Annotated in this window: 10 protein-coding genes; 2 read left to right on the plus strand and 8 right to left on the minus strand. The window is 67.6% G+C overall.

The annotated features are described in order from the left end of the window. Positions 1-13: 13 nt before the first annotated feature. The 5 genes from ABTW72_RS00130 to ABTW72_RS00150 form a co-directional block, all read right to left on the minus strand. Positions 14-2,500, minus strand: coding sequence for a hypothetical protein (locus tag ABTW72_RS00130; RefSeq protein WP_350852055.1), 2,487 nt, complete (start codon positions 2,498-2,500; stop codon positions 14-16). Continuing rightward, on the minus strand, positions 2,497-4,005 hold the full coding sequence (locus ABTW72_RS00135; RefSeq protein ID WP_350852058.1) for a hypothetical protein: 1,509 nt from the start codon (positions 4,003-4,005) through the stop codon (positions 2,497-2,499). The genes ABTW72_RS00130 and ABTW72_RS00135 overlap by 4 nt, the downstream gene beginning before the upstream one ends. Before the next feature lie 385 nt (positions 4,006-4,390). Then, positions 4,391-7,678, minus strand: a complete 3,288-nt coding sequence (locus ABTW72_RS00140) for a type ISP restriction/modification enzyme (protein WP_350852061.1) — start codon at positions 7,676-7,678, stop codon at positions 4,391-4,393. Positions 7,679-7,915: 237 nt separating this feature from the next. Then, on the minus strand, positions 7,916-8,167 hold the full coding sequence (locus ABTW72_RS00145) for a hypothetical protein (protein WP_350852064.1): 252 nt from the start codon (positions 8,165-8,167) through the stop codon (positions 7,916-7,918). Beyond that, positions 8,164-8,466, minus strand: coding sequence for a DivIVA domain-containing protein (locus ABTW72_RS00150; RefSeq protein WP_350852067.1), 303 nt, complete (start codon positions 8,464-8,466; stop codon positions 8,164-8,166). Before ABTW72_RS00150 ends, ABTW72_RS00145 begins: the two co-directional genes overlap by 4 nt. Before the next feature lie 232 nt (positions 8,467-8,698). On the opposite strand from ABTW72_RS00150, the gene ABTW72_RS00155 reads away from it, so the two are divergent. After that, positions 8,699-9,586: a helix-turn-helix domain-containing protein gene (locus tag ABTW72_RS00155; RefSeq protein ID WP_350852070.1), complete on the plus strand. Its 888-nt coding sequence runs from the start codon at positions 8,699-8,701 to the stop codon at positions 9,584-9,586. Beyond that, positions 9,579-9,782 (plus strand): DUF397 domain-containing protein, encoded by a 204-nt coding sequence (locus ABTW72_RS00160; RefSeq protein ID WP_350852073.1) that lies wholly within the window; start codon positions 9,579-9,581, stop codon positions 9,780-9,782. Before ABTW72_RS00155 ends, ABTW72_RS00160 begins: the two co-directional genes overlap by 8 nt. A 67-nt stretch (positions 9,783-9,849) precedes the next feature. Here ABTW72_RS00160 and ABTW72_RS00165 read toward each other — a convergent pair whose 3' ends face one another. From ABTW72_RS00165 to ABTW72_RS00175, 3 genes are all read right to left on the minus strand, one after another. After that, positions 9,850-10,386, minus strand: a complete 537-nt coding sequence (locus ABTW72_RS00165; RefSeq protein ID WP_350852076.1) for a hypothetical protein — start codon at positions 10,384-10,386, stop codon at positions 9,850-9,852. Continuing rightward, entirely contained in the window at positions 10,383-10,976 is a 594-nt protein-coding gene (locus ABTW72_RS00170) for a DUF6308 family protein (RefSeq protein WP_350853907.1), read from the minus strand. The genes ABTW72_RS00165 and ABTW72_RS00170 overlap by 4 nt, the downstream gene beginning before the upstream one ends. 103 nt (positions 10,977-11,079) lie before the next feature. Next, positions 11,080-12,216: a restriction system modified-DNA reader domain-containing protein gene (locus ABTW72_RS00175; RefSeq protein ID WP_350852079.1), complete on the minus strand. Its 1,137-nt coding sequence runs from the start codon at positions 12,214-12,216 to the stop codon at positions 11,080-11,082. Positions 12,217-12,249 lie beyond the last annotated feature (33 nt).

Genomic DNA, 12,249 nt, shown 5'->3' on the forward strand with positions numbered 1-12,249 from the left:
TCGTCCGGCTCGCTCATGGGCTGGTCGTCTGACTTCCGAAGGCGGCGTCCGGCCCGGACGCCGTCGAGCGCCGGTCAGACGGGCGCAACGGCGCGCCGCGCGAGTAGGCGGCGATACCGGTCATCAGGTTCGACCAGGTCTCGGCCCGCCACGTGGCACCCGTCCGGCTGACCAGCAGCAGACGTCGCCCGTTCCACCAGCCGTGCACCGCCGGCTCACCCTCCGACGCCACCTGCACGTCGGGGAAGTCGCGCAGGGCGTCGAGGGCGGAGAGGACGGCTTGACGGGTGGTCCGGCCGCCGGTGACGCGGACGACGGAACCACTGTCGAGCCAGGCACCGGTGAGCCGGTCCACCGCGTCGTGTAACGCCGAGCGTCCCAGGATCCAGCTGAGCTCGGCCACGAAGTCGGTCTGCCCGAACAGCAGGCCGAAGGTGTGTCCGTCCAGGCCAGCCGCGTACCGGCGGACCGTCTCCACCGGCACCGCCGCGAGCCATTCGGTCCACTCCACATACGCCTTCCGTAGCTCCTCGAACTGCTCGACGAGTTCGCTGTCCGACTCAGTCCGGCGGTGAAGACCGCCATGCAGTGCCACGAGCCCGATGGTGGCGAGGGCCGCGTGCTCGTCGTCCAGGCACTCCTCCTGGTCGGTCATCCACAGTTGCAGCACGACCCAGTAGAGAAGGTCGGACCAGTCGCTCGGATCCAGCCAGAGCCCGCCGGCGACCAAGGTCAGCACCAGTCGGCTGACGGCCAGCTTCGCCGGTAGCGACCATCCCTCCGACGCGTCGACCAGTCCTTCGATCTCACGTCGTAGTCGGGTGCGCTGGCCCGGCGTGAGCGCGTCCAGGACCGTCGCGACAGTCTCCGCCCGGGCCGGCGGCCTCTCCGCCGTCGTTCTCAGCTCTTCCTGCCCGACCCGGGGCGAAGCGCCGTTGTCCTCGTCCGCGTCGTCGAAGATCTCTTCGTCGGCTGGCGTCGACCGGCTCCGGCCGTCCACGCCGAGGGTAAAACGCAGCAGCGCCGGCCCGACGGCCGCGGTGATGCGACCTTCCACCTGGCGCCGCCGGTTGATGCCGGGCGGGGTGGCGATGCCGTCCGGGCGGACCGAGGCCAGATAGGCGAGCGCCTCGACGAGCGCGGCCAGGTGCGCCTGGTCGGCGATGACGAGCGGCAGCGACGTGTGTTCCAGCGGGGATGGGCGGTCGATGCGCGACAGCGCGGCAGTCACGTCGGTCACCACCACGTCGCGGACTTCGACGCCCATGTCCGTCTCTACGTTCACGGTCGCTCGCCCACCGGATACGAGGGACCAGTCGGCAGCCGGGACACCGACGTAGCGGTGGAGTTTGCCGTCGCTGTGGTGGTGGTCGAGCCGCAGCCCGTCGACCATGAGCCATGCTGGGCCCAGCTCCGCGTCGGCGAGAACGGTGGCCTCCACCCACTCGGCGTCGACCCGGACCCCGAGCACGCGCAGGGGCGCCTCCGACGGGACGCGTTCGCCGGGTTCCCGTACGTGCAGAATCGCCGGCTGCGCCAGGTCTACCTCGTGGGCGGCTCCGGTGTCGATCAACGGGGCCGTCTCGGTGAGCAGGCCGAGCTCGCAGTTGCCACCCGTGGCCATGGTCCTGACCAGGGCGGCCATGCTGCAGTTTGCGCTGCCGGTCAGCGCCCACGACTGGTCGGCCGTTCTCCACTCCACGATCTTCGCGTGGTGGTAGCGGTTGCTCTTCGGGGTGGCGACCACCCCTGTCGGCGCGCGTTTGACCACTTGGGCGAGGGCGTCTGGGTCGCACTGGACGTCCCGGGTGAGCAGGAGGTGCAGTTCGTCGGGTCCGAAGCGGTCGAGCAGCCGGCTTAGCGCCTCCGCCCGCGGGTCGAAGAACGGGGCGGCGACCGCGAGCGACGTGACGTGCGTCTTCGGCACCGGAAGCTGCTCGATGATCGGCCGTACCGCCGTCGTCACCAGCACCGGCTGGCCGGGCGCCTGCCCCGCTGGACGGGCGGTGAGCATCGCCGCGACCCGGTCGAGGCGTTCCCGACCGAGGTTCTCCACCCAGACCGCGGTGGGCAGTCGACGCAGCCAGGCAGCGAGGTCATGGAACAGCTGCGGCACCGTCTGGCCTGCGCCGCGCAGCAGCGTCCAGACCTCGGCGTTGTGGTGCCAGCCAGACGGAGTGGCATTGCCGGACCCGATCGCAACCACGGCGTCCGTCTCGGAGGCGATCACGACGAGCTTAGGGTGGAAGGCCCCGCCTCCCTTGCAGACGACCGGCACGGCCAGGTAATCGGCCCGGCGGGGCCCCTGGGTGAGCTGTTCGGCGTCGTACAGGATGGTGGTGCGGGCGCGGACGGCCTGCGCTTCCCGCAGGCAGACGTCCTCGAAGAAGGACAGGTCACAGGTGTACGTGAGGACGAGGACCTCTTCGGCGTCGGCGAGCGGCCGGCCGCGCAGCAGCGCCGGCGGAGCGGCTCCTCGCAGGTCCTCCCACGGCGTCACGACGTTACCTCCCGGGCGTGCCGGCCGGGACGCCAGATCCCGCCATCGTGAGCGACCACATCCAGTTGCTGCATGACGTTGGTGAAGGTCGGCAGCCGGAGGGAGACCGCCCCCCGGCCCTCCCGGCCCTCCAGCCGCCACCGATCACCGACGCGCCGCAGGCGGGTGGGCAGGCGCAGGCCGTACCGGGTCCACTGCATCTTCTGCCGGCTCACCGATTCGGCGCGGTGGAACAGCGCGACCGCAAGGCCGGAGACGGCCTCGGCCAGCGGGCGGTCGGCGTCGCGGTCGAGCCACGCCGCGACGTAGCCGGGTCCCAGGTCGTCGGCGAATGCGCCGACGAAGGCGTCCCGGGTGACCGGGTCGAGATAGTCCAGACGTCGGGCGCCGACGGCGAGCAGCCGCAGCATTCCCAGCACCGTCCAGTCGTCAACGTCGAGCGCGTCGCGGTACAGGTCGTGCTCGACCGGCAATGGGTTACCGACGTGGTCGACCACTGGAGGAAGTCCGTCGACGAGCACCTCACGGACGGTTGCGTCCGGAAGAGCGCGGACGAATTCGGCGATCGCCTGCTCAAGGGTGCCGGTGCTGGACAACGGCGATACCAACCGCGCCCAGATCAGCCGCCACGCCCAGACCGACCAATTGCGCAGCAGCGCACCACGCCAAACGAGGGCATGAGGGTGCAGGTCCTCGCCCACCAACTCCAGCAGCCCCGGCCGGAAGCAGCACCACCGGTCCATGGACATGTCGATCGACTCAGCATCGATCTGCTCGCCGGTGAGCGCCCCCACCAACAGCGCGGCGCTGCGCCGATGGGTTCCGGCGTAATCGAGGTGGCCGCGGTCGCCGAAGTAGGCGTTCCGCACGCACGCTCCGTCGGGGGCGTCGCCGATGGCGCACACGCACAAGTGGCGCAGGGCATCGAGGTCCGCCACGGAAAGCGGCCTCCTCCGTTCCGCCACGCTCAGCGCCTCATCGAGGGCGGCGAGCTGGTCGGCGTCGGCCGCCGGCCCGGGCAGGGGAATCCGCCCCCCATCGGTGAGGCCGAGCACCACCTCGATCCCCGCGTACGTCTGCAGGTAACCGCCAGGCACTCGGCTGTACGCGTCGGCCACCCGACCGACATCGACGGCACGCTGCCGGTCCAGTTCCGGCCGAATCGTGTTCACGCCGTGTGACCCGAAGGAGCCCGCCCGTAGGTGGTGGTCGTCGTCCGCCTCACCGTGCGCGACGGACACCGCGCCCAGCACGACCTCGGCGCGGCGGACCAGCGCACGGAACCGTTCCAGGTCCGTCTTGTCGGTCCAGCCGCGCCGCTGTGCCTCGATCGCGAGGCGGGCGTGCAGGGCCAGGTAACGGGCGTGGGGGGTGGTGGTGATGACGCCGGGAATCAGCGCCGCCGCGTGCGTGCCGATCACAGTCTCCACGGCGAGCGGCTGGCGGCCGGTGTCCTCCGGGGTGTCGGGTTTGAGCGTCCACGCCGGACCAAGCATCGCGGTCACCAGCGCTTCCCCACGCTCGGCTGGTCCATGAGATCCACCGCGCTACGGAACCAGACCAATCCGACGCGGCCAGCGAAGTGACGGATAGCCGACATGCTTGTCTTGTCAGCGGCGCAGGCGGCGGGTGCTGGGGCCGCGGTGTTCACCGCGGAGCAGACGGCGAATCACCACGGCGCGCTACGGCGACATCCTCGATCCCGATAAATCGGCACGGGCGCGCGAGCTGTTGGCGAAGCTGCACCAGAGCGGATACGCCGTCACCTGCGACGAGGCGCTGGGGCGGTGAGGGCCCCAATCCGGAGACGATACGACGGCTGCTCTGCGGGCACTGCTACGCCTGTTGAGGTTCCGCAAGCGATCGGAAGGGTGCATCGACGGGAAGCCGTCAGAACAATCTCGGGCTGCGCCCTTCGTCAACCGTGGTGAGCTTGGCGGCTCCCTGTATCGGCAAGACGCCACCGGCCGCCAAGTCTGCCACGGAGATCAGCCGACCGGCGCAGATGCGATCCAGTAGGTCCGCCTGCCGCTGTTCCACAGCCACGCAACCGCCGAGTACCGCGAGGATCTCCAGCAGCTCGTCGGTCAGGTCGCTGCTCCACCGGTTCAGCTCCTCGTCATCCAGCGGAGAGGAGCGACGTCGGTGGCGTTGGTGTGCGCAGCGATAGTTGAACCAGTGCCGCAGAACTCTCATCCCACCAACGTCGTACTCCCAGACTCGACGGTGTACGGGAGCGATGCGCCCGCTGCCGACCAGCAACGTCTCGCTGTCCGCTTCCCAGGAGATGCTGTCGGGGAGGGCTCCCGGCTCGTCCGGTATCGCCGTCCGCACCCTTGGCGCCGCCTCGTCAACGAAGTCGCGGAACGACATCGGGTGCTCTGCCAGGCTGATCTGCCCGAAGGTGTGCAGCCACAACACCTCACGACCGATCGACAACGCTGCGGCCCAGAGTTCGGCATCCGCGGTCAGCGGCACCCGTACGCCGGGATGCTGCAGTTCCTCCCGAAACCGCTCGGTATAGCCGGGATGGGCGGTGACTGCGGCGACGTAGGCCATCACATCGGCGGCCGCCACCTCGGTACCGAGCGTCTCGGCCAGCATTCCGCATAGCCCTGGTGCGATGTTGGGCCGCTCTGTCGAGGTGTCGCAGTAGAGCGGGAAGACCCGCCCGCTGCGTCCGTTGTAGTGGTGCAGGTCGGGTATCAGCTGGGTGAAGGTCACGCCCGGACCGCTGTCGATCGGCTGGCTGTTCTGCTCGGTCAGGTAGATCTGGTGCGGTGACCGGACTGCCCACAGCGGTGGTCGTGGCATCACCATGAGCCGGCTGTCCGGCAGCACCCACTGTCGGTCAAAGGAGCGGTAGGCGACCCTTACCGCCGTCGGCGCCGGGCCCGTCTCCGCAGCGAGCGGCCCGGCCGGTCCCGGCATCCCGGGCAGCGGACGGACGACGGTGTCGAGCTTGCGGTCCCGGGACTCGGGCAGCATCCGTCGGCGCAGGCCCTCCCCAGCTTGGATAAACCTGCGCCAGCGGCGGCGCAGGGTATCGGCGTCCGGGGAATAGATCCAGGTCCGTCCTGCCGTCACACCGCGGGACGACTCCGGAAAGAGCTGCTTCAGTCCCGGGTAGCGGCCCCAGTCGGTGTCGGATTCTGGCAGGAACGGCGCCCGCCAGTCCGCGCGACAACGCTGCCACCCCGGGTCGGGGAGGCACAGCTCCTGCAACCGCTGGAGTTTGTCCTCCATCGCGCCGGTCACTGCGAGGGTCCTGACAGTCGCCGGGGTCGTCCGGTCGCCCTGGCCGTAGCGAGCGAAGATTGCAACGCAGAGCTGCCGGCCGACGTCCGGACCGAAAAGGCGGGTGTGTTGCTGTGGTCGGTTCCCCTCAGGGGACAGCTCGATGATCCATCCCTCGTCGCAGGTTCGTCGAAGATACTCGCGCATGCCCTCGAAGGACTTGCCCTTGACGAAGCTCGACGGCGTCACGAAGGCCACGATCCCCTGCGGTTCCCCGGGGTGAGCCTCGAACGCCTTCCACAGCGCCCAGCGCCAGAAGCACCAGGGCAGCCCGTAGAGGTCCGACTCGTAGCGGCCTCCGCCGGGCACCCGGAACTCGTCGAGCGAGGGCCGATCGGGACAGGTGCCCGGAAGAAGGGGCGTCTTCCGCCGCTCTTCGATCCACGGTGCTCGGCCTCGCGTGTTCTCCACGTGCGGAGGGTTGCCCACCACAACCATGACCGGCATCTCACGCTTGATCCGGTTCGCCTCCAGGCGAGAGCGTTCGATGACCCGGTACGCTGCCCGCAGCCGGCCCTGCTGAGTATCGGGATCTTCCAGCGCGTCGGTGAGGAACCGGTACTCGGATGGGGGAAGTTCGGTGCGGAACTGCGCCTTCATCGCCTGATGCAGCCGAAGTTCGGTGACGGCGTAGGGTGCGGCCTGGATCTCGAAGCCAACGAGACGCTGTTGGAAGAACTGCCGCAATTGTGGTCCTCGCGCGCCCGCACCCTGCTTGGCGTCGATCGTCGCCGAGACCGCTCGTAACACCTCGACTAGGAAGGTTCCGGTACCCATGGCGGGATCCACGACAGTGACATCATGGGCGGCGAACCCCCACGAACGATCGAACCGGTCACGCAGAATCTCGTCCACAAAGTCGACGACCGCACCCGCCACGGGCTGTGGAGTGTAGAAGGATCCGCTGCGCCGCCGCAGCGTGGGGTCGTAAATGGACAAGAAGCGCTCGTACAAGTCGGCGTGGATATCACCCCGCCCGTTGTCGATGGTGCTCCAGTCCACACAACCGATGACCCGCAACAAGGTATCGATCATCCGAAGCTCGTAGGCGGCGTCGTTGTCGGTCAGCACCGCCAAAGCCCGGCCCATGAGGGAGTGCTTCTTGCCGAGCAGACGGGCGATCTCGTGCATCGGGGTCTCGTCGAAGACGATTCCGTCGATGCGGGCAAGGAGCAGTGCGAAGGTGACGGTCTGGGCGTAAGCGTCCGCGAAGCCGGCGTCATCCAGATCGGGAAACAGCAGGTCACGCCAGTCATCGGCGAGCAGCGACAGCTCCTCGTGGGCCAGATCACGGGTGGGGTCCGCGAGGATCGCACCAACCTCGTCGCGCAGCAGCCGACACAGCCCGGCGACGATCCGAATGAGCTGGGCCAGGGTTCGCGGCTGTTCGGGTTCCCACAGCAGGAACTCCTGGATGAGGGCTTCGAACTCGGGCCCATTCGCCCGCAGCGGGCGCCGACCGCCGGAGAGGTCGCCCTCCAGGTGAACAACGGAGCCAGCCAGTTCTCCGTAGGTGTATCTCGCCCAGGCAGTGCCGTCGGAGTAGAGGACGTTCGGTAGGGCCTTGAGCTTCTCCCACTGCAGGCGCTCACGTTTCGTGGGGCGACGCCAGGTCGAGGGGATCCCGTGCCCGTCGGCTTTCAGCTCGACGTACCCGACGCGGACTCCCCCGACGTCCACGGCGAAGTCGGGGCGCGCACGCACCACGTCGAGCCGGACCTCTCCGTAGGGAACGGCGTCGACTCCCAGGTGCCGGCCCATGCGACGAAGCAGCTCTTCCAGAGGACTGCGTAACTGGTCCTCGGGATCGCCGCCCCGACCGGTTTTCTCCGCGACTCGGGCACCAAAGGCAGCCACTGCCTGGGCGGTGGGATCTGGCACCAGGCGTAGCTGACGCTCACTGGAAGGCGTATGACGGCGACGTGCGGGACTACCCATGAATCCCCCTGCTGCCGTGGGCTGGCCCCTCAGGATTACCGGCGCTTCACGCCGAGCACATCCTGCAATCGATCGATAGCCATGCGTGACTACGGCTCGTAGGATCGGTACCGCCTATGCCCTGACCAGTAGTAGAAGCACGCGCACCCGCGCCGCAGGTATCTCGGGTTGGACCGGCTGTCAACGGCGCAGGCGGCGGGAGCAGGGCCCGTCGTGGTCGGCGCGGAGCAGGCAGCGCCGGCCGCCGGGCATCAGCAGGTCGCAGAAGACCCGGTGCCGGACGAGCTGATGGTCCTCTTCGGAGACGGTGGTCTCCCCCGGGTCGGTCATCGGCAGCACCAGCATCCAGCGTCCGATGACCCTGGCCAGGCGTTGCGCGGCAGCCAGGTCGTTGGCAACGACGGGCAGGTGGACGACGTACCGCTGGCTCATCGAGCCTGGTCCCGCTCGTTGCGGACGCGGGCCTGATCGGTCTGCCAGCGACGCAGCCCGTCCTTGATCCGGGCGGTCTCGCGGCGGCTCTCGGCGAGGGCGGCGTAGACGGCGGCCATGTCGACGGCGACCCGGTCGAGGAAGGCGTACACGTCGTCGGGGTTCAAACCGCGACGTCCGAACCCGACCGACGCGAAGCGGCGCTCACGCACCTGCCACGGCAGCAGACTGGTGTACGCGGCGGAGCGGTAGGTAGCGCCACCGCTCGCCGTCCCTGGTCGCTGGTTTTTTGCGTTCATGCCTGCCTGCCTTCCTAATGCGGAGGGGCGAGGGGTGTTCGGGGAAACACGGCGGCCGTTCGGGGGGACCGGCCGGCTGCCGTGCTGTGACCAGCCTGCGACAGTCCGCAGTGGAAACGCAACGTTCTAAACCGTAATTTCGCTGTTGTGCATTGACTTTCTTTGCTGAAACCCGTAGGAGTTGCAGGAGCGGGTCACGCAGTGTTGCGTGTTGGAACCAGGGAGTGTGCGGATGCCCGAAGACATCGGATCGACTGTTCCGCGCCGGCAACTCGGCCGGCTGCTGCGGCAGTTCCGCAATGAGGCCGGGGTGACGCTCGACGCCGCCGCCGAGGCCCTGGAGTACAGCCGGCAGAAGATTTGGCGCCTCGAATGCGGCCAGGGCTCGGTCCGTGTCCTCGACGTCAAGGCGATGTGCGAGCTGTATGGGGTGTCGCCCGAGATGACCGAGGCGATGCGCGGGCTGGCTGCGGAGACGAAGTCCAAGGGCTGGTGGCACGCGTACGGCGACGCGGTGCCGAGCTGGTTCGAGCTGTACGTGGGCCTGGAATCCGCCGCTTCCCGCCTCCGCCGTTACGACGAGTCGCTCATCCCGGGGATCCTTCAGACCAAGGAGTACGCCCACGCGCTCTACCGCCTCGGCGGGATACTGAGCGAGGAGGATTGCGAGCGGGCGGTACAGGTCCGACTTCAACGGCAGGCGTTGCTCTTTCGGCGCTTGCCGGCTGCTCCTAGGGTTGAGTCCGTGCTGTCTGAGGCGGTACTCCGCCGTGGCGTTGGCGGCTCTCCGGTCATGACCGAGCAACTCGCCCACCTCACCAAGCTGTCCGAGCTACCGAACGTCAGCGTCAGGGTGCTGCCACTGGCAGCAGGCCCCCAGCCCGGCGCGGTCGCAGGATCCTTCGTGATCCTCGACTTCCCGACGACCAAGGGGGGCCGTGCCGCGCCAGAGCCATCCGTGGTCTACAGCGAGTCGTTGACCGGGGCGATCTACCTCGACAAGCCCGACGAGTTGGCCGCCTACCAACGCGTCTGGCGAGGGCTAGATGCGCTGGCCCTCAGCGAGGCAGAATCGACTGACATGATCAAACGGATCGCTGGGGAGATGCGGCATGACTGACCTGACCGGCGCCGTCTGGCGCAAGAGCACCCGCAGCGGCGACAACGGCGGCGACTGCGTCGAGGTCGCCACCAACCTCCCCGGCATCGTGGCCGTGCGGGATTCCAAGAACCCCGCTTGCCCGGCATTGTCCTATCCTCCTCGGTCATGGAGGGCGTTCCTCGCCGCGATCAAGCGTGAGGGCCTTGCTCGATGACCCGCGCGGCTGGGACGACAGCCATGTGAGAGGCAGAACGCGCTCCGCCTACAGCATTCGTATCCTCCTAGGCGATGCTAGGCATGGCCAGTTCTTCCAAGCGCTTGAGGACGGCTTGGGGCAACTCCTCCGCCTCCAGGCGGTACGGACGCCATCGATCGTTGGACTCTGGCTTCATCGAGGCTACAAACCGGTACCGGCCCCGGCTGTTGGGTGCGGTGAGTGTGGCCGCATAGATCTCGCTCGGCACGAGCCACGCTTTCATCACCGCGCCGCGGGCAACATCGACCGCCACGAAGAGCAGATCAAGTGCCGGCCGAGGGGTGAAGGTCTGCGCACGGACGAACGCGACGAAGCCCTCGGAGCGCACTCGCTTGCTGTCGGACATCCGGGCCTTGACCTGTACCGCTAGCGTCGCCGTGGAGTTGCGACGGTGAAAGACGAGGTCGACCCCTTCGTCGTCGACCAGCGCTGTCGACACGTTTAGCATCCCACGGGTGGCCAGGATGCAGAACGCTGCCACGAGATGCTCAGCGGTCTTCCCCATCCGACTGGCATCCGCAGACTTCGCGGTGTAGTCCTCGTCCTCTTCCTCTAGCGTCACAACTCCGCCGTCCTACTCGGTACCGTCATGCCAGGACAGTTCTTGCGCTGGTGTTGAGGCTGGTGACGCATCCAGATCACGACGTCGAGTATTCGGATGTCGGACACCAGAGTTGGGATACCGGCCTCGGCGCGAAGTCTCCGCAACCGGTTGGTCAGGCTGAAGCCGTCGGCCCGGAGCTGGTCGTAGAGCCAGAGCCAGAATCCACAGCGCCCGTGCAGGGCGCAGGCCACAACATTGTCATAGACCGGGATGAGCCTCGGTCGTTTGCGGGCGAGGAGCTTCCCGGCGATGGTCTTGTTCACGCCGTGACAGCCCACAAGGAGGTGCCACGCACGGTCTGCCGGTCCGTTGTCGTCGATGTACCGCTTTGCCCTTTCATCGCTCAGGTCCACGGCGATCGGTATCTCGCGTAGCTCATCACTGATCTGCTGACCGAGCTCGCCCTGCAGGAGTTCGAGCGCGACCATGGGCGGGACGCGCACGCTCAACATCTCGACGGCGATCAGGTCCTCGGCGGTCACGACGTTACGAAACATGCCTGTTGGGTCGCCGCCCAGTGCCTCAAACTTACTGCGGTGAACAAGCAGGACTTCGGGCCGGTAGCGAAGTACCGCCGCAGATCGTCGAGTGACCGCTCGTCATCGAGTACAGCAATGATGTCGGACAGTCCAAGCCAACCAGGTGGCATTGCTACCTGCCCGAGGCGACGCGACGGCGGATCTCCTTGAGCTTGACAACGTCACCCGCCACCGCATCCTGCGCCTGCCAGAAGTCGAACCCGTCAGTCGCCTTGCGGGTGTCGGTGATGTCCCGGCCATGAATCGCGATCTTCACCGCCTCGCCCGCGCGGGAGGGTGAGTTGTGAACGTTTTCCCGATAGCGAACCCGGCCATCCGCCAACAGCTCCGCTGTGTGTTGCTCACCGAGGTAGCGGCCAAAGAGCGTAGTCCCCGGCCGCAGCCGCCCAGCTGCAAGAAGATCCACGAGCTTCAGCCTCCGCTCGTCCGGTGTCACCGGTGATCCTCGTTTCGAGCTTCTGGTCGGCGGCGACTGGTATACCGGCGGCGGGGCCGGCTCGGACGTCAATCTCTGCACGGGAGCCTCGTGCGCCTGCGGTGGAGAGGCTGGCGCTTGGGCCTGCACGGCTACAGCCACCGACGTTGGAAAGTCGAAGGTGGCCCGCGCCCGGACAAGGCTCTGGCGGATTTCCTCGCGGCTCAACCTCGGCATTCGGCTGTCAAGCAGGTCAACCAGTCCGGGCGCGGGATCCGATCCGGCGAACAGATCCGTCAGTTTGGCATGGACCTGCCGGTCAACGAAGTAGCTCTTCCACAGCTCCTCGATCCGGTTGTCCCCCATGTTTTCCTTGCTGAGCAGGCACAACAACTCGAGGGCGGCATCGATGTCGTCCTCCAGCCGCACCGAACGGAAAAGCTTGTCCTCGATCGGCACCGGGGCGTGAGCGTTGTAGACCCGCCACTCTGCGCCGTTGGTCAGGGCGACCCATTCCACGCCAGCCATCGTCGCGTAGCCGATGGTCTGATTGGCCCAGCGCGGATCGTCGAGGTTCTCCCCCAACCCTTTCGCCTCGATGAATAGCCGCGGGGTGCGCAGCAGCAGCAGGGCGTAGTCGACCGGATTCTCGTGACCACTCCGCTTGTATTCACGGTGCACTTCGTCGGTGTCGAAGAGATCCCAGCCAAGTGCCCGAATCACCGGGTCGATTAGCGCAGCCTTGGTGTTCTGCTCGTTGAGCCGCTGGCCGGGTTGGCGGTAGCGCCGTTGCCGTTCCACGCACTGCTCGACGACGGCACGCAGGTCACTCATCGGCGACCGCCTTGAACTCGAGCCAATCTGCAC

Origin of the sequence: Micromonospora sp. NPDC127501, from assembly GCF_040302185.1 — a bacterium.
Classification (GTDB): Bacteria; Actinomycetota; Actinomycetes; order Mycobacteriales; family Micromonosporaceae; genus Micromonospora.

What these genes read in the sequence shown, in the direction of transcription:
- ABTW72_RS00145 (WP_350852064.1), bottom strand. Translation starts at nt 8,167, where the DNA reads ATGAGCCAGCGGTACGTCGTCCACCTGCCCGTCGTTGCCAACGACCTG.
- ABTW72_RS00150 (WP_350852067.1), bottom strand. Translation starts at nt 8,466, where the DNA reads ATGAACGCAAAAAACCAGCGACCAGGGACGGCGAGCGGTGGCGCTACC.
- ABTW72_RS00155 (WP_350852070.1), top strand. Translation starts at nt 8,699, where the DNA reads ATGCCCGAAGACATCGGATCGACTGTTCCGCGCCGGCAACTCGGCCGG.
- ABTW72_RS00160 (WP_350852073.1), top strand. Translation starts at nt 9,579, where the DNA reads ATGACTGACCTGACCGGCGCCGTCTGGCGCAAGAGCACCCGCAGCGGC.
- ABTW72_RS00175 (WP_350852079.1), bottom strand. Translation starts at nt 12,216, where the DNA reads ATGAGTGACCTGCGTGCCGTCGTCGAGCAGTGCGTGGAACGGCAACGG.